This window comes from Methanosarcina sp. MSH10X1 (assembly GCF_004099695.1).
In the GTDB taxonomy this organism is placed as follows: Archaea; Halobacteriota; Methanosarcinia; order Methanosarcinales; family Methanosarcinaceae; genus Methanosarcina.
In genome coordinates this window covers 1-23367 of sequence record NZ_SCHL01000014.1, presented here as the reverse complement: position 1 = coordinate 23367, position 23367 = coordinate 1, and the positions used below count along the sequence as shown (strand labels likewise).

The window sequence follows — 23367 nt, the reverse complement described above, 5'->3', positions numbered from 1 at the left end:
TGCGCCTTTTCGTTTAATTACGCCGTTTTCGGTCAAGCCTTTTTGCAAAAGGGTTGGGGCCCAACGGTTTTTGCAAAAACAAATGGTTTTATTTGTCTGGTCTAAATGATACGGATAATCAGATCATTTATATCTCATAATAATTATAATAATATTTAAAGCTTATTGACACCTGTTCCCGATAAACATTTTTTTCCCGCGGCTTATTCAAAGGGGCTTTCTTCTGTTTTACGGAGATAATCTCTTTTATTCAAAAAAGATTATTTCTCCTGTTCTTTCATATACTTGCAGCCCTTCAGGAAGCTTTGAAGCAAACTCTTTGGAGTTGAGAATTTCCAGAAATTTGCGGATTTCGGGAGTTTCCAGCATTTCTTTCCTTATCAGGAAATCGTACTCTTCCTCTGCAAATTTTATAAATCGGAGACCAGCTTTTCCGGCACAGTTCCTTATTCCTACACCTGCTTCAGCCTTTCCTGAGGCGACTGCTTCACAGATAGCTGCCTCTGATTTTGCTCCGGATGTATATCCGGGAATAGAATCCGTAAACTCCTTTTTGCCAACTCCTTTTTCAGCTGCAAGTTCTGCAACCTTGAGGTCTAGAAGAGCTCTTGTTCCTGAACCAAGGTTCCGGTTGATCAAGCGTCTTCCTGGAAGATCCGAAAGTCCGGAAATCGAGATGTTCTGCCTCAGAATCAATCCGACTTCCCGCCTGTATCCTTTCACAAGCACAATGCTTGAGAGCCCCATATTCTCGATTGTAGGGATATTATACCGGATTCCTTCCTGCCTCCTTGAATCCCTTGACGGCATATTCACTCCTGCAATGTCAGCGGTAGTTGCGGCAATTGCGCTGAAACCTCCGCTTGAGCCGGTATAAAGAGTTCTGAAACGAAGCCCACTAAGGTCCTCAAGCAGGTCAAGACCAGGGCAGAAGCCACCTGCTAGCAGAAGATCGGGTTTTTCGACTTCCCCGAAAAGGGTCACTTCTACAGGGGTTCCTGCATCAACAAATTCAGTATTTGATGGAATTTCGATAAAGCCGTCTGCTCCGGAAAGCGAAGTTATGGCTCCCGAACCCCTATCTGCGGGATAAACCCTTCCCCTGATCAGGCCTACAGGAAGAAGCTGCTGCCTTCCTTCGGAACGGAAACCGGTTCCCATAATCCCGTTTTCTACTTTTTTAAGTTCGGTTCCGGCTCCAATGGCTTTCCTGAGTAACGGAGCCACAAACTCGTTAAAAATGATTAGCGCGGATGTCGGGTTTCCGGGCAGTCCTATAACCGGCACGCCTTTTGTTATGCCGATAACTACGGGTTTTCCGGGTTTTATATTAATTCCGTGGGCAAGAGTCTCTCCGATTTCGTCGATCAGACGGTACATTACATCTCCGGCTCCTGATGAAGTGCTACCTGAGGTCAGGATCAGTGCACATTCCGAAACCGCGGTTTCAAGTGCCCTCCTCATAACTGTTTCATCATCTTTTACAATCCCGTAGAGCAAGGGGGAGGCTCCACACTCCTGCACCCCGGCACATAAGGTGTAGGAATTTGCATCGTAGACCTGCCCCGGAGCTAGTTTTTCCCCTGGACGCACGAGCTCATCTCCTGTAGAGATTATCCCGACCTGCAGTTTAAGGACAGGAATCTCGTTTTTTCCGACCGAAGCAAGCACCCCGATTTCTCGGGTTCCGAGTTTTCGTCCTGCCCTGAGCACCCGCTCTCCTTTCAGGATGTCCGAGCCGGATTTCATTATATTCTCCCCTACAGTTACGGGCCTGTAGATGAATACAGTTCCGTTTTCCTCAGAACTGTATTCAACCATAACTACAGAATCTGCCCCTTCAGGGATAGGGGCTCCAGTTGCGATCTCCACAGCTTCCCCTGCCGAAATTGTGAATCTGGCACCCGAACCTGCTGGAATATTCCCCAGCATCTTTAGCCCTGTCGGCTCGGTCTCGCTGCAGGCATAAGTATCCTCTGCTCTTACGGCATACCCGTCCATTATCGCTCTTGCAAAGGGAGGCACATTGATTTCGGCGACAATATCCTCTGCAAGGATTTTGCCGTAAGCGTTTCCAAGAGCCAGACCTTCCTTTCCGGGAAGAACCTGCAGGCTGTTTATTATTTCCCGTGCTTTCTCCACAGAGATAAGTTTCCGAAATTCCTTGCGCTTCATAAAGATCCGATCCTGAGTCTATTGACCTCAGATGAGTTTTTAGTTTAATAGCATTTTTCCAGATATGTTTTATACCTACTTTTTCCCTCAGACAGATCTTAAGGCAGGCAGGTTAAGAGAGTACCTGACCGAAGCTAAAAAGAAACTCAAGAATGAGCCAGATAGAGACTTTAACGAAAGGTCAAAAAAAGCTAAAATGAAAATCGGATAAAGGCTTGAATAAAAAGCTTAGAAGGGGCTTAAAAAGGAGCCATATAGAACTCAAAATGAGGTCAGGTAAAGCTAAAAACTGCTCCGGAAAGTCAATCAAAAAGAGTCAGGGCGGGGGAGTCCCGCTTGATTTAATTGCCTCTTCTGTTCAATCTGTTTCTTCGGGTCGGTTTATTTATAAATGGGTGTACCCGTATTCTGGGTTATTTTCTCAAAAGCTTCAACCATCTTCTTTGTAAATGGTCCGGGCTTGCCTGTGCCTATGAGCCTTCCGTCAAGTCTGGTCAGGGGAGCGGATTCGGCTGCGGTTCCGGTAACGAAGATCTCGTCTGCTGTGTAAAGGTCAAATAAACCCAGATTGGCTTCAATGGTCTTATATCCCATTTCATCCAGAAGTTCTATGGCTGTAGCTCGGGTAATTCCTTTCAGGTTGCTGATCGTGAAAGGAGTAAAGACCTGGTTGTTCTTGACTATAAAGATGTTATCACCCGAACCCTCGCAGACAAAACCATTCTGGTCGAGGAAGATAGCTTCGTCTCCTCCTTTTTCGTTGGCTTCGATCTTTGCAAGGATATTGTTCAGGTAGTTCAGGGATTTGATATTCGGTGATAGGGCGTCAGGCGCATTTCTCCGGACACAAACACTGACTCCCGTGAGCCCGACTTCATACAGGTCGCCATACATGGCTCCCCAGCCCTGGGCTATGACAATCACGCTGGGTTTCTCACACTTGCGGGGATCAAGCCCTAAATCTCCGATTCCTCTTGAGACAATAGGACGGATGTATGCATCTCTGAGGTTATTTTTCCTGAGAGTCTCAAGAATTATCTCAGCCATTTCTTCTTTTGTGAGGGGGATATCCATTGCGATTGCTTTTGCGGAGTCGTAAAGCCTGTCAACGTGCTCTTTTAACTTAAAGACACGCCCGTTGTATGCCCTTATTCCTTCAAAAACGCCGTCACCATAAAGAAAACCATGGTCATAGACCGAAACTTTGGCTTCGGATTTGGGAACAAAATTCCCATTCAGATAAATCAGTAATTCACTCATTTGCGAACATTCCTCTGCAATCTTAATGCTTTATTTACCTCTATTCTTAATATTTTAAGCGAATAGAATCTATAATTTGCAAACCTGAATAGGCTACTCGCTTTTCTCATTTATTTACAGTATGCGAGTCATTTGCAGGGTTCTTGATGGAACTCAAAGCCTCAGGGGAAGTTTTCCATACTGCAACTCTTAAATGAAACGCTAAATATAGCGGATATATACTGAATATATATTATAATTCCGCTTCTACCTAAATATTTTAAGTGCTTTGCGGCTCAGATTATCAGGTTCATACAAAAAGCTTTTATGCTAAAACGCTCATTTCGTATTCCGCAGTAGGAAAAGCAAACAGGGCTCGTGGCTTAGCCAGGATATAGCGCTGGGCTTCTAACCCAGACGTCGGGGGTTCAAATCCCTTCGAGCCCGCTTAATTCTTTACTATTTCTGATGACCTGAGGAACTAATTTTAATTTTTTATATCTATCCTTCTTCTGCTAAACTCAATATTCCCTATTAGTGCCTCTTTTTCACTTAACCCTTTATGCGGCAGAGAGTCTTCAGGTACAACTATAACTTTACCAGAGCATGCGCAGTTTTTACCTCAAAACTTTTTATCCCAGCACTTTATATGTCAAAAATAAGGTCTGGATGCCAGGAAATGAAGAACCGGGAAAGACTATGAAACAGAACTGAACACAAAAATTAAGAAAAATAATTTGCCGGAAATGCTAAAAACTCCGGCTTAGTCCTTTGTTTTTTCCAGATATGGTTAGGCTTCATCGCCGGATGCCGCTGCCCTGAGTGCTGGGGACCATTTCAAATCTTTCTCCCGAGGGCATAAGTATTGCCAGAAGAATATACAGGAAAATGCCAATTCCGTGCAAAGCAAGAGCTGCAAAAGCAAGCCTTATGAATGTAGGGTCAATGCCAAAGTACTCCCCCAGCCCGCCGCAGACTCCAAAAAGCATTCGATCTTTCTTGCTTCTAGTCAGGCGCTTCTTCATGGCAGAGGCAGTGCGCTTTTCTTCCCTTGCTTCTTCTCCCGCTTCCCTTGCTTCTTCCCTGACTTTTTCTCTGGTCTCTCTAGCTGCTTCCTCTTCTCTTTTCTCCCCAGGTTCTATAATGACTCTCTCTTCCATATCTTTAGGCTTTGTCCAGGACTTCTCTTTATAGCCGGTTTCAATTTCTCCAGGAGCCTTGAACTCACTCTCATCAGGAACCTTTCTTTCTTCTAACGTTTGACTTCCTGCGGCTACTTTTTCTTCCATCTCTTCAGGCTTTTCCCATGATTCCTTTTTATAGCCGGCTTCAGGTTCTCCTTGAGATTTGAATTCGCTCTTTTTCGGTTCTTCTCTTTGCAGGGGCTCGCCACTCCCACGGGTCACATCGGTTTTTCCCTGAGGTTTCGTACTCGTTCCCCTTTCAGATTCGGCTTTAGCTATCCCTGGTACTTCAAAAAAACTTCCCTTAGTTACCTTTTTTTCTTGAGATTCGGGATTTTCCTGCATAATGATTATTCTATTTTTGAGGATTTATATTATGCTGGTACCTTTTTTATCCTCTTTACTATTTTTTACCTTCTTGCTTCTATCTCAGTGACATTCCGAGCAGCTGCAGCCTTTTTTACTGCGGAATATTCCATATAACATCAGAGGCAGAAGCAGAATCGCAAAACCAAGTTTCAGGTCTTCAGGAAGCAGTTCTTTTGCAGTGCCCACAGTTGCGACTGCGTTGATCCCAAGTTTCAGGTAGAACCAATCCAGCAGGAAGCCTGCCCCCAGGGCACAGAGGGAAATCACTCCCAGATAAAGGGCTGCCGAGCGTTTTCCCAGGAATCGGGCAACCATAGTTATGGTTGCTGCATTGGTTGCCGGACCTGCAAGAAGGAAAACAAAAGCAGTACCCGGACTCATTCCTTTGGCTACGAGACTTGCGGCAAGCGGAGTAGAGGCTGTAGCGCAGATATAAAGAGGAATTCCCACCAGAAGCATGACCAGCATTGACCCGAAGCCGCCGCCCAGATAACTCTGGATAAGGCTTTCTGGGACTGCGTATGAAATCACTCCTGCAAACAGGATCCCTATAAGCATCCATTTGGAAATTTCCCCTGGCAGCTCGATGTAAGCGTATTTTACCCCTTTAATCAACCTGGCTTTTGCTGACTCTTTGCTTTTTTCGCCTGTTCCGGACCCTTCCTCTTCGCACCCACAGCTTTCGCAACCGCATGAAGAAGTGTTTTTCTGGAGGTCTGGATTTGAGAGGGCAAGTTTCCTGGCGCTTTCAGGTTTATTACTGATTTCTAGGGGTTTTGACCCTGAAGGCTTTATTCCTATATCCTTACCCGGAGTGGGTAGTGGATTGGGTTTTCCATTATCCGAACTAGCTGGCTTATTGCAACTGCAGGAAGAGGTACCGCATGAGGGAGAGTTGCATGTTTTTCCCTGTACAGAAGCCCCTATCAAAGTTGAGACTGCAAGAACTCCTGCTTTCTTTCCGGGATTTTCTTTTTTGCTATTCTTCCTTTCCGGGCTTTCTCCTATCAAAAAGTTGTCTGCAAGCCCTGCAAGGATAGCAGTCATTAAGGCAGCAAGCGGGCGAAAAATTGCCATCAGAGGGTCCAGAAGAGCGTAAGTAACTGCTATCGAATCTACTCCGGTTTCCGGGGTAGAGATAAGAAAGGAAAGGGTTGCGCCCCGGTTTGCTCCCCTTTTTCTTATCGACATTGCTGCGGGTATTACTCCGCAGGAGCACAGAGGTAGGGGGAGACCTGCAAGGGAGGCATTGACGACAGAACGGACTCTTCCTGCCGATGTTCCAAGGTAATTCACAATCTTTTGGTCAGGCACCAGGACATTGAGAAGGCCTGCAATTCCAAAGCCGAAAATAAGGTAGGGAGCCGCCTCTATGAAGATTTCCCAGGATGCGAGGAGAATGCCTGAAAAGGATACCAGGATGGGATTGAGGAGTTCTAAATTCATGCTTTTTCCTCCACATGCTCAAGGCACATCTCAATAAGTGTGCGGACATGCTCATCTGCAATATAATAAATCGTAAATTTTCCTTCCCTTCTGACACGCACAAGGTCAAGCTGCCTGAGAGTGCGAAGGCTGTGTGAAACTGCGGATTGGGTGACATCAAGTGCCTGCTCAAGCTCGCAGACGCACATTTCTTTCTGCCTTAACAGGAAAAGGATCTTAAGGCGGGTATCGGATTGGAGCGCCTGAAAAACCGCAGCCATCTTTGTGATGGTGTCTGAGTCAGGAATATTTTGTAGCAGATCTGCTGTCTGCTTTGAGTCTACTCTTTCACATTTTTCTTGCATGAACAAATGAACAGTTGTTCATGTATTTATATCTTCTTAAACTTGTGGTAATCGGGGAAGTCGCCGGAATTTCACACCTACTTTAAATTTTTTTGTGCCTTTCAGAGAAACAGTACAAAGATAAAAAAAACTGCAAGGACAAAGAGAGCTTTCCAATCGTTTTTTTGTATGGAAAGCTCATGCATTGAGGTCCGCCTGCTTCCCTGGTAACCCCTGCTCTCCATTGCGAGGGCAAGCTCTTCGGCATCCCTGATTACACCTCTTAGCAGGGGAATTGCAAGGGCAGGGACTGAACGAAAAGGATTTTTTACGAAATCCATTCCTCTTGCAGCCTGAGCCGCTTTTGTCCTCTCAACTCTTTCGAATAGAAGGGGAAGAAACGCTATAGAGATGTTCATCATCGTAGCAAGCTCAAAAGAGGTGATCCCCAGCCAGCGCAGGGGTAAAGGTCTTAGCATCCTCTCTATTCCGCAAGTAATCGCTGACGGATTGGTACTGGCTGTCAGGAGGGCTGCAAAAAGCAAAAGGAGTATAAATCGGGCAGCAAGTTTCAACCCAGTCTCCAGCCCTTCCAGACTCGGCTGCAGGATCCAGTACGAAACAAGAACTTTTCCGTCGGTGAAGAGCAGCTGTGCAAGAAAAATGAAAGTTATAAACAGCATCATAGGCTTTATTGCTCTGAAAAACATTTTCATCGGCAGCCCTGAGAGTGAAGCAAGGGCAAAGAAAAACGCGAAAAGCGCCGCTATTCCTTCAAAATTCTCAATTCTGAAAGTAAGAATTCCAAGCAGCATTACTGCTGCAATTTTTATCCTGGGGTCAAACCTGTGAAGAAGGGAAGTCCCGGGCACGTAACTGAAGACAGGTTCCTTCATACTCTCTCGCGTTTTTTACTTATAAAGCATTTTTCAGGAGCTTTTCCGGCGCTTCTCCCTTTTAATTCCCCTCGGTTGCAGTTAGGCTGCTTCCTTTTTCAAAGGCAGATTTCACTCTCAGGATCTCTTCAAGAGCATCTTCAACCGTAAATGCTGCGGGGTTTACCGGTATTCCTCTTTCTCTAAGTTCTTTCATCATGGAGGCTATAGGCGGAAGTGGCACGCACCCTTTCTCAAGGTAACTTTCCCGGCTGCCCTGGAAGGTTATTCTTCCCTCTTTTATGAGCACGACTCTTTCCAGCAAGGGGAAAAACCCCTTAAGATTATGGGTAACCGTTATAACCGCAGTCCCCATATTTTTTATCTTTCTTAGGGTGTCGAGAATCTCCTTTTTCCCAGCCGGGTCAAGCCCTGTTATGGGCTCGTCAAGTACCAGGTAATCCGGTCTGAGGGCAAGGGCACTTGCAAGGGCAACTCTCTGCATTTCTCCTCCGCTCAGGCTGAAAGGGTCTCGAGAAAGTGCGGCCTGGTCAAGACAAACAGAATCAATTGCCTCATATATTCTTTCCTCGGCTTCTCTTTTCGAGTACCCGAAGTTCAGAAGCCCGAAAGCTATCTCTTCATACACGGTTCTACAAAAGAGCTGATCCGCAGCCTGTTGAAAAACCATCCCTATCCTCCTTTTTGCTTCTTTTGAGGAAGGATCAAGCCCATCTATGCGGACGGTTCCGGCTTCCGGCCTCAAAAGCCCATTGAAAAGTTTTGTAAGGGTAGATTTTCCAGCGCCTTTCTCTCCCAGTATTCCCACGAACTCTCCTTTCTCTATTCGCAGGCTAATCTCTCTTAAAGCAGGCGTTTCAAGAGGGGTCTTTCTGGAATAGGAGAAACTTACGTTCTCAAGAATAATCGGCATATTTCCTCTGCGAAGTTCTGCGGGGAAGTGGTACTTTCCCAGGGAATTATCACCCCGTGTGTTTTCAGGTTCGCGGCAAGCTCGATCAGGGAAGGCAGGGGAAGCCCGAGGTCCTGGAGAAAAACGTCGGAAAAAACGCTCTCAGGATCTCCTTCAATCTTTATTTTCCCTTTTTCCATAACAAGGATTCTATCTGCATCATGAAGTTCTTCCAGGTTGTGAGTAATATATACAATGGTTTTTCCTTTTTTATGCAGCTTTTTTATGGTTTCTAGAACAGCTATTCCGGATTCCGGGTCAAGCATGGAAGCTACCTCATCAAAGATAAGGCATTCAGGCCTCATTGCAAGAATTCCTGCCAGGGCTGCGCACTGTCCCTGTCCTCCACTAAGCGTTTTTGGAGAACGATGCCTGTATTTCTCAAGTTCGGTTTCGGCAAGCGCCATATCCACGCATCTTCTGATCTCTACAGGAGGAAGGCATAGATTCTCGGGACCGAAAGCCAGGTCTTCTTCGACTGTCCTCCCCACAAATTGAGTTTCAGGATTCTGGAACACGACACCTACGAACTTCCGGATTCCCTGAAGTCTTGAAGGATCACGGGTATCCATTCCTCTTATCACTACCCTGCCGGTCCCGGGTTTCAGGAGTCCGCTGAGTTGAAGGGCAAGTGTGGATTTTCCACTGCCGTTTTTCCCGATTACTCCTACAAATTCCCCTTTTTTTATAGTCAGGTTTATATTCTCAAGCGCAGGGGTACCATCAGGATAACTGTAACTTACTTTTTCAAGCCTGATCATGTTTAATCGAAATTTTATTTCTTCATTTTAAATTTCTGGAGAATTGATTCTTCCTTTAACTTCAGTCCCTTTTGCAGGAAAAATTAAAACTGAAGTAATTTTAGAGCTCATGGGTTGAAGCAATATATGCCGCAACTGCCGTTTTTATGATTTCTCCCGGCAGAAACGGAATGACACCGAAAGCAAGTGCCGTTCCAGGGCCGACCTCAGCCATAAACATCAATTGAGTAAACCCGCAGGCATAAATAACGAGGACTCCTGCGCTCATGTTAAGCGCATTAATAAAGAAACCGGGCCTGCCGGTATTTTCGACTTTCTCGGAAAGCTTTCCTATAATATAAGCTGCCAGGATGAAGCCGATTACATACCCTCCTGTTGGTCCGAGGAGCACTCCCATTCCGGAGCTGCCTCCTGCAAATACAGGAAGCCCTGCTATGCCAAGCAGGGTATAGACTATCATGCTCAGCCCTCCCCATTTGCTTTTCAACATGCTTCCGGCAAGCAGGACAAAGAAAACCTGTAGTGTGACAGGGACAGGGGAGAAAGGTACAGGAACCTGTATATATGCTCCTGCCGCAGTCAGGGCTGCAAAAAGGGATGCGAAAACCATCATCCTGAGCTCAGAAGTGTGGTTGGAGTGGGAATCGTCGTTTTTTATATGCACACTTTTTTCCTCTTATCAATTTTTCCCGGTTTTTTAATTTTTCTAAATTTTCTCGCTTTTTTCAGATGTTCAGAGTTTTTTATACCCCGAAGTTGGCAGACAAGATAATACGGTGCATTGTAAAGGCTAAAGTAAAGGCAGAGATTTAAAACAGCTAGTATAAAAGAATCTAATTGATGGAGACTTAAACTAGCTAATATAGGTTGAATCTAATTGATGAAGACTTAAACTAACTAATATAGGTTGAATCTAATTGATGAGACTTAAACTAACTAATATAGGTTGAATCTAATTGATGGAGACTCAGGTAACCTGATGAAGATCGAAATTGAATGATAGGCTGAAATGTAATCGAGATCGGGAGCTGTAGTAATCCTGTCAGCCTTACAATGATAACTCTATAAAGTTAGAACTCTATAAACTCAGTTTCCAGATCATGAAAGATAGCAATTGAAGATCTAAGGTATTGTTAACCTACCTACAAGCAATGGTTTACATTGGATTTAAAACTTTCCTGAAAAATCAATTCTTATTTTGAATGTGTACATTTTCTTTCCGGAGCGATAATTTGATATATATCCTATGCCGGTATTATGGATACGTCACCTGAAATGCAAATTCAACAGGCAGATGCTAGATTGTATTTCTCAGTGAATCGTTTCATGGGCGCGTGGCCTAGCCCGGATATGGCGGCAGCCTCCTAAGCTGTAAATCGGGGGTTCAAATCCCTTCGCGCCCGCTAATTTCCTTTAACCTGTTTTTGTTAGTCTTATCCGGATAAACGTCTACTTTCGGGTTTTAATGCTTTCTAGATGCTCTACCGTCTCAGAGAAAGACCGGATTTTCCTGAATCACAGGATAAATTCGTGTAAACTATGGAAAATTTCTTATCTGGAGAGCGAGTAATTCTATGCAATACACGGTATAATTTTATATATCATAAGGCAGTGCAGTCCATTCTATTAGAAAAATAAAATGCCACCTCAGAGGAAACACGAATTGATCAGGAAAGCCAGGGTAGATGACGTTGTTGTAATGAAGCAGATCATCAATACCTATTCGAAGGAAGAGCTAATGCTCGCTCGTTCATTGAGTGAGATATACGAGAATATCAGGGATTATTACGTCTGCGAGATTGACGGAGAGGTTGTGGGCTGCTGTGCTTTGCATATTGTATGGGAAGACCTTGCAGAGATACTTGCCCTTGCCGTGAATCCCGTGTGTGCAAGGAAAGGAATAGGCACAAAACTTGTCTCCGCCTGCGTTGAAGATGCTGAAAGCCTTGGTATGAAGGAAGTTTTTGCACTTACTTACGTGCCCGAATTTTTCGAAACCCTGGGCTTTAAGATTGTGGACAAGAACAGCCTTCCCAGGAAAATCTGGTCAGGCTGTCTGAGATGTCCCAAGTTTCCGGACTGTAACGAAATTGCTGTCCTTAAATCAATTAATCCCTGAATTGCTTCCGAAATCTTATTTTTCTATTTTTTCCGTTTGCAAGAATTTAAATTAGAATCCACAGGATTTCGATTTGTAGTATTTAAAATATATGTAAATAGTCAGAAATCAAAAATTATTTATTCAGGCGGTTACGTTTTTTAGGTTATCCTAATTATCTGGTCTGAAGTCAGGCATGTGTTGGCGGGATGATATTAATGCACATCGATCGATTTGAAGAATATCTTGAAACTATTCTCTACCTCATTAGAAAGAATCAGGGTCCTGCAAAGACCAAACAGATCTCTGAAGAACTCAATGTATCTCCGCCTAGCGTGACGGAAATGATAAAAAAATTATATTCTTCAGGACTTGTAGAGTATACACCTTATCAGGGAGTCGAATTGACAGAAAAAGGAACTGAACAGGCTATCAGGATAAAAAGGAAACACCAGGTGCTTGAAACTTTCCTGGTTGACGTCCTGGATTTCGACAGGAAAGAAGCTCATAAAGAAGCCTGTGAACTTGAGCACGCAGTATCTGATGCCGTACTTGAAAGGCTCTATGAATTTCTCGGAAATCCCGAATATTGCCCTGACGGGAATCCTATCAATATTGACAAAAATAATATCCGGCGAGAGGAGAAATTCGTCCCGCTCGATGAAATGGAAGAGGGAAGTTCAGGCAAAGTCGCCCGGGTAACCCTTCCCAGGGAAACAAAGGAGCGCCTGATATCCCTTGGTATTCTTACCGGAGAAGATATTGAAGTAAGGCGCAAGCAGAAACAGGGCTGTATCTCGGTTATAGCAGTAGGGTCGGAGATTGCTCTTGGTAGAGATGTTGCAAAGAAAATTTTCGTATCTCCTAAAAGTAAAAGCGTTTAAAGGCGCAGAGAAGGCATAAAACTGGCATGAAGCCGAATAGCAGGAGACGTGATAGAAATTTCCAGCTCATGCTGCACTTCTAAGAGTGAAGATAACAGCAAAAACCCCTACGATATGACGATTGCTTTCATAGGGAACCCAAGCGTTGGAAAAAGCGTCTTCTTTAGCAGGCTCACTGGGGTAGGTGTTGAGGTTTCGAATTATCCTGGCACAACAGTTGCACTTAAACGAGGAATTGTAAAGGCTCGGGGGAAAACTATTGAAGTTGTTGATCTGCCAGGCATTTATTCCCTTGGCACCACAAACGAGGATGAGAAAGTAACCAAGAGATTTCTAATTGAGGACCGGCCGGATATCATCGTCAATGTCCTGGATGCGAGCAGGCTTGAGAGAAATCTGTACCTGACCCTGCAACTTCTGGAACTTGATATCCCTATGGTTATTGCGTTAAATCAGGTAGATTTGGCTGCAGACCTCGGGATTCTCGTTGACGCGGACAGTCTCTCTGAAATGCTTGGTTTGCCTGTAGTGCCGACGGTTGCCACTTGGGGGATAGGACTCGACGATGTAATGCTCGTAGCCCTTGCAGAACGGGGTAAGAATCAGGAACATCACAGGGTAGGATATAGTCCGTGGATCCGGCAGGCTTTCTCCAGCCTGGACTACGCTTTTCCCAGTACTCCCCCAAGCGTAAAAACAGCAGCTCTGCTGAATGACGCCGAATTTGTAGAACTCTGCTGTATGCCGCCTGAGGCTAACGCTCTGCTCTCCTCTGCCAGGCGGCTAAGACAGAACCTGGAGATGGAACATGGAATTTCGGTGCCTGATACGGTTGCAAGAGACCTCTATGGGGAAGCCGGATATATCGTAGACAGCGTAGTTTCAAGGTTCGAGCCTAAAAAAAGCTTAAGAGAAAGGATAGATGCCATCCTTACCTCCCCTAACTTCGGAATTGCAGTGCTTGTGTCTGCGCTACTTCTCACTTTTCTTCTTGTATTCAGAGTAGGAGGTTTCCTTGAAACCTGGATCGTGAATGAGGTCTTTGAGCCTTACGTAATCCAGCCTGCCGAAGCTGTAACTTCAGATATGCCGCTTGTCCTGAGAAACCTGATCGTGTACTCTCTTCGGGGAGTAGAAGCCGGATTTGCCATTGCAATTCCTTATATTGCAGTGTTTTATGCCATTCTCTCTATATTCGAGGATTCAGGCTACCTTACCAGGGCAGCTTTTCTGCTGGACAATCTCACGCATAAGCTTGGGCTTCACGGAAGAGCCGTAATCCCGCTGGTTCTTGGCTTTGGCTGCAATGTCCCGGCAATTATGGCAGTGCATGCCCTTGGTACAAGGCGGGAAAAAAGAATAGCTTCCATCCTTATATCTCTCATTCCCTGTTCTGCAAGAACCGTTATTATCCTGGGACTTGTGGGGACTTTCGTAGGCTTCTGGGCTGCAGTCTCAATCTATATTCTGGAAGTCATCATCATTGTCAGCGTGGGCTGGATTCTGGGAAAGAGTCTGCCAGGTCAGAGAAGTGGTTTTATCATGGAAATGACTCCTCTGAGAAGACCTGAGCTGAAATCTACTATCAGGAAAACCTGGATGAAAAGCCGGGAGTTTTTTTACATTGCTTTCCCGCTTCTGCTTGTCGGAAGCGCCTTTCTCGGGATTGCCGATGCCCTGGGTCTCCTTTCGATCTTTCAGGATTTTGTAGAACCCATATCCGTGGGACTGCTGGGCCTTCCGGCTTTTGCGGCAACAGCCCTGGTTTTCGGAATTCTACGAAAAGAAATGGCTCTTCAGATCCTTGCCGTACTTGCAGGCACAGCAAATTTTGCAGCTGTACTAACACCTGTTCAGATGTACCAGTTTGCTGTAATTACAACCATTTACGTACCCTGCGTGGCAACGATTGCAGTATTGAAACATGAACTCGGAATAAGGGATACGGCTCTGATAGTCTCCTTTACTATCTTTCTGGCGCTTGGCGTCGGTATTCTGATTCGAATTTTCGGACCTTCTTTCCTTTAACTTACCTTTCCGCTTTTCTCTATAGCGTTACGTATTTTCTTGTTTTTCCCGACATCAAGGAACGGGTATTTTCCTTTCTCGCCTTTGAGGATCATTTTGCGGAAGCCAGGTTTCTATACCTCAAGCATAACATTTATATATTAATAAGCTTGTTTCTTTCTTTTCCAGAGTATTCTGCTTTTACCGCAAATTATTAATATTTGGTACATCGTGTTTATCTCCGATGACCCGAATTACCAATCACTTGCACAAAAACGTGTTGAGTGTTATTATGGATATAATTGAGATGGATCATTTCCGCGAGCCTGAACTTGATGAGGTTCATTTTTTCCTTGAAAGTACCGGAACTCATGGTTCCGTTGTTGACGAAACTGCTGCGGAAATGGATTGTACATCCTCCAAAGTTCAATCAAGGGAGAGTGTGCTGCTCGATTTCAAGGATTCTTTTTCATCCATTAATTAACACTTCTCTTAAAAATTATTCCCCCTGCTGAAATCCAACCTTTTAACTTCTTCCATTTTAAAGTTAAGCTTGGGTTTCATTCCCCTATTTTGTAACATTGCGAGCTTTTTTTCCGAATCCCACCCTGAGTCTTACTCAGAATTTGATCGTTATTCCCATTCAGTTACTCAGGACGCTAGACATGCCTCAGTTTTTATTTGTCGTTCTTATAAAAACACATCGAAAACTATTTATCCGAGGAATTTTTCCGATTTATTCTCCTTTTTCTCCTAAAAAAGTTTTTCAGTCCCTCAAAATTCCTTTATATCCTTTCTCCTTTTCTCGACTCGATTTCCACCGAATATTTCCGCAAAGATCAGTAAAAATATTTTATTCTTATTTAAGTGAGAGTCCTGTAAGACCGGAAAAATACTATCGATTACCATATATATTTAAAGTAAGATTACATGTACTTTATACATATTATTTAAATTCTTATGATCTAATCAGTTTAATTATAATTGGCTGATCTGCCTTGCCCCCCAGAAAACTTCAGGCGATCAGAAAATCGGAACCCGAATTTACTATATGAGGTATTTTAATGAGAACTGGACAGAGGGACGTGCATAATACACCGCTTAAAAGGCGACTGTCGATAACCTATGAGGAGCTCGAGACTCTCAAGAAATCGATTAAGGTTTCGGTTCTCAATGAACTGCGGGCCGAAATGGAAAACGTTTCCGATCAGGACTCTATCAAGGATCTTGTTCTTTCCGAAATCAGGACAGAGTTAATGGGAATTCCCAACCCTGCCTTACTTAAGGCTTCAATCCTCAATGAATTAAGAATGGAATTGAAAGTTTCCGGAGAAAACAACTCGGGAGCAGCTGACCGAAAACTGAGGGAAATTACAGGCATTCAGGATGGGCTTGTCCGTGAACTGCTTGACCAGAAAATGCTTATAAAGAAACTGGAAACCCAGATAGGAAATCTTACAAAACAGCTGGAGGATGCGAAAAAGACCACTTCAGCAACTCCACCTTCTGTTGTCCCGCCTTCTATTGCTCTTGCCATTCCTGATGACCCTCTGGACCTTCCACCTCTTTCCAGAAAGCCCAGGCAAAAACCTGAAAACCGAAAAGAAAACCCGGCATACCGATTGGGCGAGTTCAGGGAAGCACCTGCCTCCCTCCCAGGTACAGGTACAAAGGTTCAGCTGAAACTCAGAGAGGTCGAGCCAGCAGAGCTTGACAGAGAAGAAGTAGAAGCGAAATGTGAGTATATTATTGCAGAAAGCGGGGATAAAAGACGGCTTAAAGGTACTTTGAGACAGCAACCGTCGATTAGAGAACCTGCCAGACAGCAGCCGTCAATCAGAATGGAACCCAGGCAGCAGTCTTCAGGATCTTCACTCCCTCACAGGCAGCCTTCAACTTTTAAAGCGAGCCCTATAAATACCCAACCTGAAGATGACTATAAGTGTGAATACATAATAGCCGAGAGGACCACGAAAAAGCATTTCATAGAAGAGTCAATCGATGTTCGGGAAAAAGAAGACGCTGAGCTTATAACATGCAGTCGGAAAACTTCTCGGGCTAAATAAGGCTTAAAAGAGCAGAAACTTTCTCAAAAACGTAAAACTACAGAGGCATTCTGTGTATATAAAAGAGATTGAATTTGTTAATTTTAAGTCCTTCGGAAAAAAAGTAAAGATTTCCTTTTATAATGACTTTACCACGATTTCCGGCCCGAACGGGAGTGGAAAGTCTAACATAATAGACGGGATTCTCTTTGCCCTCGGGCTTACCAGTTCAAGGACTCTTCGGGCTGAAAAACTTACTGATCTTATTTACAATGGCGACGCGGCGAAAAAACCTGATTTCGCCCAGGTTACGATTCGTTTTGACAATTCTGACCGCAAGTTACCTATGGAGCTTGATGAGATTGAAATCTCAAGAAAGGTTCGGCGGACTAAAAGCGGGTATTATAGCTATTTTTATTTCAATGGGAAAGCCGTAAGCCTTGGAGAAATTCATTCCCAGCTTGCAAAAGCCGGAGTAACGCCCGAAGGGTACAATGTCGTTATGCAGGGTGATGTTACACAGATTATTTCCATGACCTCTGTGGAAAGAAGAAAAATAATCGATGAAATTGCAGGGGTTGCAGAATTTGACGAACGCAAGCAAAAGGCACTTGGAGAGCTTGAGGTCGTAAGGCAGCAAGTCGAACGTGTGGATATAATCCTTGAAGAAGTGCGCACCCAGCTGGGAAAACTGGCAGGGGAACGCGATCAGGCCTTAAAATACCAGGCGCTTAAGGTTGAAAAAGTAAGATTTGAGGGATACGTTCTCCTTTCCAAACTCAAGGATGCAAGGGCTGAACTGCAGAATATTGACAGGGAACTTGCAGGTAAGGAAGAACACCTTGAAAAAGTCCAGGTCATCCTGAATGACAGAGTTAAGGAACTTCAGGCTCTTGAGGAAGCGCTTGAAAAGCTTTCCATTGAAATCAGGAAGAAAGGAGAGGATGAACAGCTTCAGGTCAAAAGGGAAATTGAGGAAACCAGGGGAGAAATTTCTCGCTGCGTAGACAGTATCGAGATTACGGAATCCGAACTTGAAGAGGCAGACTCAAGGCGTAGAAAAGCTTTTGTAGAAATTGATTCCACCAAGGGCAAGATCAGGGAACTCGAAGAGAAAATCGAAGCCGAGAACGTGAGAAAGGACAGCATCTACTCAGAGCTTTCCGAGCGCAAAACCGAACGTATGCTGCTTCAGAGCAGGATTGCGGATGTGGACGCAAAATTTGCTGCTACACGGGATGAGCTCATGGCTGCCAGAAAAAACCTTGAGGATGTAAAAAACGAGAAAAACGAGCTCATCCGAACCGAGGACCGGCTTCTCGATACCCTCAGAAGAAAGTCTTCGGAACTCAGGGAGATCGAAAACCAGATCAGGGATGCTGAAACTGCGGTTGCTACTTCTGACAGTGATACGCTTTCCGTCAGATACGAGCTTGATAAGCTTTCCGAGAATCTCGAATCTCTTATTCGGGACCGTGATGATATTGAAAGCAGCCATTTCAGGATAAAGGAAGATATCAGGAAACTTGAGAGCAGGCTTCACACCCTCCAGCAGGAATATGCAATTACGGAGGCAAGGGTAAGGGCCTCAGAACAGGGAGGAGGCTACTCAAGGTCTGTGGAAATGATAATAGGAGCTGCAAGGCAGGAAGACCTTTTCGGAATTCATGGGACAATTGCCCAGCTTGGGAAGGTGGACAGGCAGTACTCAACAGCTCTTGAGATTGCAGCAGGAAACAGGATGCAGGCGATTGTTGTGGATACGGACGCCGATGCTGCCGAAGCAATCGAATACCTGAAGCGCAGAAAAGGAGGGAGAGCCACCTTCCTTCCCCTCAACAAAATGAGAGAATCGAGACGGCTTGAAAACCTGAGTTATGAAAACGGAGTAATAGGGTACGCAATTGACCTTATTGAATTCGATCCTGACTTTGAACCTGCTTTCTGGTATGTTTTCCAGGATACCCTTGTTATGGAAAACCTTGCAAGTGCTCGCCGCCTCATGGGAAAGGCAAGGATGGTTACCCTTGAAGGTGAACTTCTGGAAAAGAGCGGAGCAATGGTAGGAGGGTCGATTTCTTCTAAATCGGGAATTTCTTTTGCGGCTGTGGAAAAAGATAAACTCCTTGAACTTGCAGAGGAGATCAGGTCTCTCGATGCAAGCCGGAATGCGGCCATAAACAAACAGGACAGCATTGAAAGCCATCTCTTCGAGTTAAGCCGGAAAACCCGGGACTGTGAGGCTACTATCTCTCTAAAGGAGCGCCAGCTTGAGGAAATTGCAGGCAGAGAAGCAAAACTTGCTGAACTTCTTGAAGCCAGACAGGCTGACCTTAAAGCAATCGAGGAATCCAAAACTGAACTCAGGGATGAAATGGATAAGGTAATTGCGGAAAAGGCGGGCAAGGAGAAAGTTATATCCGAACTTGAGGTTCAGATCTCCGGACTTGAAGCAAAGCTTGCTGATTCTCCTCTGCCTGAAATCAACAGAAAAATCGAGTTTGTTGACGAGGAACTCCGCCGGCTTGACGGCCGAATTCGGGACACTGAAGCCACCCTGAACGCCCTGCAGCTTGAGAAAGAATATGCCGAACAGAAAATTGCCGAAGCCAAGGAACTTATCCGGGAACTTGATGAAAAGAAAACTTCAAGACTTGAGAAAGTTAATTCTTTGAAAATGAAAATAAAGGAATTCGAGGAAAAACTCGAGGAAAAGAAAGCAAGGGAGCTTGAACTTTCGGATGAGCTCGTAGGACTCCAGAAAGAACGGGAAAATTTCCAGGCCGAATACAGTACTGTTAAGCGCAGAGTAAGTATTGCCTCAACCACCCTTGAAAAAGCAAGGCAGCAGGTGCTGACGCTCACAGCTACGAAAAATGCGCTTTTTGACCAGGAAAAACAATTCGTTGAAGAAATTATGAGAAGAGGCATAGAAGAGGCTGACGAGGTTCCGAGTTACGACACCGTTTATATGAGGATTCAGGCAATTGATGAAGCCCTGAGGCGGCTTGAGCCTGTAAACATGCGAGCAATTGATGAGTATAATGAGGTCGGATTCAGGCTTTCGGATTTACAGGGAAAACGTGATACTCTTTTTACCGAAAGAGAGCAGCTACTTGAGCGTATCGACCAGTATGAGCAGTTAAAACGAGATGCCTTTATGGAAGCCTATACAAGCATTAATGCTAATTTCAGGGAGATTTTCCATGAGCTTTCCGACGGCATGGGCGAGCTCTTACTGGAAGATCCTGATGATCCTTTTGCAGGAGGGATGACTCTCAGGGCCCAGCCAAAGGAAAAGACTCTCCAGCGGATCGAAGCCATGTCCGGAGGAGAGAAAAGCCTTACCGCGCTTGCTTTCATTTTCGCGATCCAGCAATACCGTCCTGCTCCTTTCTATGCTTTTGACGAGATTGATATGTTCCTGGATGGCTGGAATGTGGAGAGGGTCTCAAGGCGTGTTAAAACCTCTGGATCGAAAGTCCAGTTTATTGTCGTTTCTTTAAGAAAACCGATGATTCAGGCTGCAGCACGGACAATAGGGGTCACTATGCAGGAAAACAATCTCACGAGCATTACTGGGGTGAAGCTAAATGGCTGAACTTATGGATAACGCGGGGGCAACACTTGAAGTCCCGCGACTTCAGGCTCGCATGGTTACCGAATCCGGGGGAAATGACTCTCTCTTTGCTGACCCCGAAACTTATGGTTTGCCAGCAACTCTTTCATGTTTTGGGATTGATTGGGACCTGCTTGATGTTTCGGAATTTGAGACCTGCGAACCCCTTGGCATACTTGTCGAACTTGCGCGTGGCGAAAAGATCGATCCCTGGGACATAGATATCGTACTGCTCACTGACAGTTTTCTGGAAAGGGTGGAGGAGCTCAAGCAGATGGACCTGAGAATTTCCTCAAGGACACTTCTTTATTCTGCAATTCTCCTACGTATGAAATCCTCAGTAATCCTCGATGTAGAGGAGAAAGGGCTTGATGAATTTGAATCGGATTTTCCTGACGATCCCGATTTCCCTGAACCTGAAAAATTCCCCATTCCGAAGCTTCCTGTCCGACGGATTTCCACAAGGCCGGTAACATTCAATGAACTGATCCTTGAACTTAAAAAAGCTGAAAAAAGCCTCTCCCGGAAAAACGAAAAAAAGGCCAGCCAGGTTTCAAAGGAATCCGACCTTCGCCCCCAGCTCACTACAGGAGATGTCCTTGGGATTGCACATGAAGAAGCCATTAGTTCGCGCCTGGCCCTGATATGGGCAAAGCTTGCCGAACTATTTACGAAGCAGCCTGTGGTGGGGTTTTCCAGTCTCATTGAAGCAAGCGAAGACAGGATTATGGATTATCTTTCTCTTCTTTTTCTTGCTTCAAACAGGAAAATCTGGCTTTTCCAGGACGAACTCTTCGAGGAATTGTATATCTATCCTGGAGAGAAATCCGGATTTTCCACAGAAGGTAACCCTTCCCCTTTCCATGAGATGAGGTTGGAATTAAAAGCTGAAATTTCAAAATCCTAATTAAAGATTCGTCAGCACCTAGTACCAATTAGCCTGATTAAATAACAATTTTATTCTTTTCTGGAGATGAGATTAATGAGTGAGCTTGAGATTATCGAAGCCGCACTTTTTGCTGCTGGCAGGGCAGTAAGCCTCGAAAAGCTTGCCAAAATCACGGGAAAATCTAAAAAAGCCGTTATTTCGGCAGTGCAGGAATTGACAGAGGCATATTCTTCTCGCGGATCAGGAATCGAAATCCTTGATCTTGGAGAGCGGTACGTCATGCAGGTAAAGCCCGAATACTCCGAACTTATGCGGGAAGTTGCCCCAAAAGAGCTTTCAGCCCCGAAACTCCGCACTCTTTCCATGATTGCCTATCATCAGCCCCTTCTCCAGTCTGACCTTATTGATATGAGGGGAAGTGGAGCGTATGACCATATAAAAGAGCTTATAGAGCGAGGCTTTGTAGAGTCTGTGCCCTGCGGAAGAAGCAGACAGCTCTCCACAACTTCTCTTTTTGCCGATTATTTCGGGCTTAAAAGAAATGACCCGAAAGCCATAAAAGAGAAAATCCTTGAACTTCTGAGATCCCAGAGCGGGCAAAGCGAGATCAACCTCTGGATAGGAAAGAAGACTATTGCCGTGACTCCCATGTATGAATCTCTCATGAACATGTGCGGAATCAGGGAATATTTCGTAGCCAATGCCTACTCGCCTTCAAAGGAGGAAATTTCCCGTCTGCTTGAGGCAGATGTAGTCGTGATCTCGGCAGGTTATTCTGATTCTGTACGGCAGTATTGCGATGGAGAAATCCTTGAAATGCATTCGACAACTTTTGAAGACCTTATAGATGCGCTCGGTTTACTTGCCGAAGAACTTCCCGATGAGGTTGACCTCAAATCCGTGGAAAATAGTATCAAGAAAATTAGGGAGATCAGGGGAAAATACGTTTCTTCCGCTGTCCTTATCGGGAAGAAGGTAAAACCGGCAACTGAAATGGTTTCAAGAATCATAAATGATCTCTCCCTCGGAATTTCCGCAGAAGGGATCCTTATTGCACCTGATTACGGGACTTCAAAAAGTGGGGTTAGAATCGAAAAGGGTGCCCAGATCCTGATACCCACGCACCGCAACATTGAGGGTGATCTTATCAGAAGAGTTTGTGCTAAATATGATTCTATTCTTGAAGGTCTTAAAAAGTTTGAGAACTCAGGTGCATGAATGAGGCTCAACTCGTCCCTATCTTTACTAATTTGTTTTTAATTACGGGCGCCTTGAATTTAAGTTTTTCTGTCGCATTTATATTCTATATATAAAGTATTTATATAGTATGCGAGGTATTTAACTATAGCTTTATATACTGGTTAGAGGATATTACTTTTGCTTTATATACTGAGGGTTGACTAATGAGCGAATCTAGCATCAAGATCGAAAATGTGGTTGCATCTACTAAACTCGCTGAAGAATTCGACTTAACTGTTATCGAATCCGAGTTCGAAGGAGCCGAGTACAACAAGCAGAAGTTCCCTGGGCTCGTTTACAGGGTTTCAGATCCTAAAGCTGCATTCCTGGTCTTTACTTCCGGCAAGGTTGTCTGTACAGGGGCAAAAAACGTTGCCGATGTACATACCGTTATAGGCAATATGGCGAAAAAGCTGAACAGTATAGGGATTAAAACCATAGAAAACCCCCAGATTACTGTCCAGAATATTGTTGCTTCCGCAGACCTGCATACTATTTTGAACCTTAATGCAATTGCAATAGGGCTTGGACTTGAAAATATCGAATACGAGCCTGAGCAGTTTCCTGGTCTTGTGTACAGAATTGATGAGCCCAAAGTAGTTGTGCTTATCTTCAGCTCCGGAAAACTGGTAGTTACAGGTGGCAAGACCCCTGAAGATTGCGAGAGAGGCGTAGAAGTCGTCCGCCAGCAGCTCGACAATATGGGGCTTTTATAAGAACCCTCAATTTATTAATTATATACCATTTTTCTGGAAATAAGGTAACTGACTTGCTTTATATGCTGAGGGTAGACTAATGAGCGAATCTAGCATCAAGATCGAAAATGTGGTTGCATCCACCAAACTCGCTGAAGAATTCGACTTAACTGTTATCGAATCCGAGTTCGAAGGAGCCGAGTACAACAAGCAGAAGTTCCCCGGGCTCGTTTACAGGGTTTCAGATCCTAAAGCTGCATTCCTGGTCTTTACTTCCGGCAAGGTTGTCTGTACAGGGACGAAAAATGTCGCCGATGTACACACAGTTGTGGGTAATTTGGCGAAAAAGCTGAACAGTATAGGGATTAAAACCATAGAAAACCCCCAGATTACTGTCCAGAATATTGTTGCTTCCGCAGACCTGCATACTATTTTGAACCTTAATGCAATTGCAATAGGGCTTGGACTTGAAAATATCGAATACGAGCCTGAGCAGTTTCCTGGTCTTGTGTACAGAATTGATGAGCCCAAAGTAGTTGTGCTTAT

The 23367-nt window shown here is 44.7% G+C and carries 19 protein-coding genes and 2 tRNA genes; 12 read left to right on the top strand and 9 right to left on the bottom strand.

The window, feature by feature from the left end:
- Positions 1–246 precede the first annotated feature (246 nt).
- Both EQO05_RS11055 and ilvE read right to left on the bottom strand, forming a co-directional pair.
- The gene (locus EQO05_RS11055; protein WP_128506494.1) at positions 247–2175 is read right to left on the bottom strand and encodes a molybdopterin biosynthesis protein; all 1929 of its coding nucleotides are present in this window, start codon (positions 2173–2175) and stop codon (positions 247–249) included.
- A gap of 381 nt (positions 2176–2556) precedes the next feature.
- Entirely contained in the window at positions 2557–3435 is an 879-nt protein-coding gene (ilvE, locus tag EQO05_RS11050) for a branched-chain-amino-acid transaminase (protein ID WP_128506492.1), read from the bottom strand.
- A 351-nt stretch (positions 3436–3786) separates the two neighbouring features.
- On the opposite strand from ilvE, the gene EQO05_RS11045 reads away from it, so the two are divergent.
- Positions 3787–3861, top strand: a tRNA-Arg gene (locus tag EQO05_RS11045).
- Positions 3862–4211: 350 nt separating this feature from the next.
- Here the strand turns inward: EQO05_RS11045 and EQO05_RS11040 are convergent.
- From EQO05_RS11040 to EQO05_RS11010, 7 genes are all read right to left on the bottom strand, one after another.
- Positions 4212–4943, bottom strand: a complete 732-nt coding sequence (locus tag EQO05_RS11040; RefSeq protein WP_128506490.1) for a PspC domain-containing protein — start codon at positions 4941–4943, stop codon at positions 4212–4214.
- Between the two features lie 84 nt (positions 4944–5027).
- A complete protein-coding gene (locus tag EQO05_RS11035) occupies positions 5028–6413 on the bottom strand; it encodes an SO_0444 family Cu/Zn efflux transporter (RefSeq protein WP_128506488.1) in 1386 nt (461 codons plus the stop codon).
- Positions 6410–6757, bottom strand: a complete 348-nt coding sequence (locus EQO05_RS11030) for a helix-turn-helix transcriptional regulator (RefSeq protein ID WP_128506486.1) — start codon at positions 6755–6757, stop codon at positions 6410–6412. The genes EQO05_RS11035 and EQO05_RS11030 overlap by 4 nt, the downstream gene beginning before the upstream one ends.
- Positions 6758–6858: 101 nt before the next feature.
- Complete coding sequence (locus EQO05_RS11025; protein ID WP_128506484.1) at positions 6859–7632, bottom strand: energy-coupling factor transporter transmembrane protein EcfT; 774 nt, start codon at positions 7630–7632, stop codon at positions 6859–6861.
- Between the two features lie 61 nt (positions 7633–7693).
- On the bottom strand, positions 7694–8545 hold the full coding sequence (locus tag EQO05_RS11020) for an ATP-binding cassette domain-containing protein (RefSeq protein WP_128506482.1): 852 nt from the start codon (positions 8543–8545) through the stop codon (positions 7694–7696).
- Entirely contained in the window at positions 8521–9345 is an 825-nt protein-coding gene (locus tag EQO05_RS11015) for an energy-coupling factor transporter ATPase (protein ID WP_128506480.1), read from the bottom strand. The genes EQO05_RS11020 and EQO05_RS11015 overlap by 25 nt, the downstream gene beginning before the upstream one ends.
- Positions 9346–9445: 100 nt before the next feature.
- Positions 9446–9958 carry a biotin transporter BioY gene (locus EQO05_RS11010; protein WP_370273724.1) on the bottom strand — a complete coding sequence of 171 codons (513 nt, stop codon included), beginning with the start codon at positions 9956–9958 and terminating at the stop codon, positions 9446–9448.
- 715 nt (positions 9959–10673) lie between these two features.
- Here EQO05_RS11010 and EQO05_RS11005 point away from each other — a divergent pair.
- From EQO05_RS11005 to EQO05_RS10955, 11 genes are all read left to right on the top strand, one after another.
- Positions 10674–10748 (top strand) — tRNA-Arg (locus tag EQO05_RS11005).
- A 236-nt stretch (positions 10749–10984) separates the two neighbouring features.
- A complete protein-coding gene (locus EQO05_RS11000; protein ID WP_128506476.1) occupies positions 10985–11464 on the top strand; it encodes an N-acetyltransferase in 480 nt (159 codons plus the stop codon).
- Between the two features lie 197 nt (positions 11465–11661).
- On the top strand, positions 11662–12327 hold the full coding sequence (locus tag EQO05_RS10995) for a metal-dependent transcriptional regulator (RefSeq protein ID WP_128506474.1): 666 nt from the start codon (positions 11662–11664) through the stop codon (positions 12325–12327).
- A gap of 48 nt (positions 12328–12375) precedes the next feature.
- The gene (feoB, locus tag EQO05_RS10990) at positions 12376–14355 is read left to right on the top strand and encodes a ferrous iron transport protein B (RefSeq protein WP_128506472.1); all 1980 of its coding nucleotides are present in this window, start codon (positions 12376–12378) and stop codon (positions 14353–14355) included.
- A gap of 271 nt (positions 14356–14626) precedes the next feature.
- Positions 14627–14818 carry a hypothetical protein gene (locus EQO05_RS10985; protein WP_240664592.1) on the top strand — a complete coding sequence of 64 codons (192 nt, stop codon included), beginning with the start codon at positions 14627–14629 and terminating at the stop codon, positions 14816–14818.
- 580 nt (positions 14819–15398) lie between these two features.
- Entirely contained in the window at positions 15399–16400 is a 1002-nt protein-coding gene (locus EQO05_RS10980; protein ID WP_128506468.1) for a hypothetical protein, read from the top strand.
- A 52-nt stretch (positions 16401–16452) separates the two neighbouring features.
- A complete protein-coding gene (gene smc, locus EQO05_RS10975; RefSeq protein ID WP_128506466.1) occupies positions 16453–19980 on the top strand; it encodes a chromosome segregation protein SMC in 3528 nt (1175 codons plus the stop codon).
- Positions 19973–20905: a segregation/condensation protein A gene (locus EQO05_RS10970; protein WP_128506464.1), complete on the top strand. Its 933-nt coding sequence runs from the start codon at positions 19973–19975 to the stop codon at positions 20903–20905. The genes smc and EQO05_RS10970 overlap by 8 nt, the downstream gene beginning before the upstream one ends.
- A 75-nt stretch (positions 20906–20980) precedes the next feature.
- Positions 20981–22105, top strand: coding sequence for an SMC-Scp complex subunit ScpB (gene scpB / locus EQO05_RS10965; RefSeq protein WP_128506462.1), 1125 nt, complete (start codon positions 20981–20983; stop codon positions 22103–22105).
- 185 nt (positions 22106–22290) lie between these two features.
- Entirely contained in the window at positions 22291–22842 is a 552-nt protein-coding gene (locus tag EQO05_RS10960) for a TATA-box-binding protein (protein ID WP_128506460.1), read from the top strand.
- A 79-nt stretch (positions 22843–22921) separates the two neighbouring features.
- The coding region (locus tag EQO05_RS10955; protein WP_128506458.1) for a TATA-box-binding protein at positions 22922–23367 on the top strand (446 nt) is incomplete at its 3' end.

Bases quoted from the DNA above. Each gene is read 5' to 3' on its own strand.
- EQO05_RS11055 (WP_128506494.1), bottom strand. From the start codon at position 2,175: ATGAAGCGCAAGGAATTTCGGAAACTTATCTCTGTGGAGAAAGCACGG.
- ilvE (WP_128506492.1), bottom strand. From the start codon at position 3,435: ATGAGTGAATTACTGATTTATCTGAATGGGAATTTTGTTCCCAAATCC.
- EQO05_RS11040 (WP_128506490.1), bottom strand. From the start codon at position 4,943: ATGCAGGAAAATCCCGAATCTCAAGAAAAAAAGGTAACTAAGGGAAGT.
- EQO05_RS11035 (WP_128506488.1), bottom strand. From the start codon at position 6,413: ATGAATTTAGAACTCCTCAATCCCATCCTGGTATCCTTTTCAGGCATT.
- EQO05_RS11030 (WP_128506486.1), bottom strand. From the start codon at position 6,757: ATGCAAGAAAAATGTGAAAGAGTAGACTCAAAGCAGACAGCAGATCTG.
- EQO05_RS11025 (WP_128506484.1), bottom strand. From the start codon at position 7,632: ATGAAGGAACCTGTCTTCAGTTACGTGCCCGGGACTTCCCTTCTTCAC.
- EQO05_RS11020 (WP_128506482.1), bottom strand. From the start codon at position 8,545: ATGCCGATTATTCTTGAGAACGTAAGTTTCTCCTATTCCAGAAAGACC.
- EQO05_RS11015 (WP_128506480.1), bottom strand. From the start codon at position 9,345: ATGATCAGGCTTGAAAAAGTAAGTTACAGTTATCCTGATGGTACCCCT.
- EQO05_RS11010 (WP_370273724.1), bottom strand. From the start codon at position 9,958: ATGATGGTTTTCGCATCCCTTTTTGCAGCCCTGACTGCGGCAGGAGCA.
- EQO05_RS11000 (WP_128506476.1), top strand. From the start codon at position 10,985: ATGCCACCTCAGAGGAAACACGAATTGATCAGGAAAGCCAGGGTAGAT.
- EQO05_RS10995 (WP_128506474.1), top strand. From the start codon at position 11,662: ATGCACATCGATCGATTTGAAGAATATCTTGAAACTATTCTCTACCTC.
- EQO05_RS10985 (WP_240664592.1), top strand. From the start codon at position 14,627: ATGGATATAATTGAGATGGATCATTTCCGCGAGCCTGAACTTGATGAG.
- EQO05_RS10980 (WP_128506468.1), top strand. From the start codon at position 15,399: ATGAGAACTGGACAGAGGGACGTGCATAATACACCGCTTAAAAGGCGA.
- EQO05_RS10970 (WP_128506464.1), top strand. From the start codon at position 19,973: ATGGCTGAACTTATGGATAACGCGGGGGCAACACTTGAAGTCCCGCGA.
- scpB (WP_128506462.1), top strand. From the start codon at position 20,981: ATGAGTGAGCTTGAGATTATCGAAGCCGCACTTTTTGCTGCTGGCAGG.
- EQO05_RS10960 (WP_128506460.1), top strand. From the start codon at position 22,291: ATGAGCGAATCTAGCATCAAGATCGAAAATGTGGTTGCATCTACTAAA.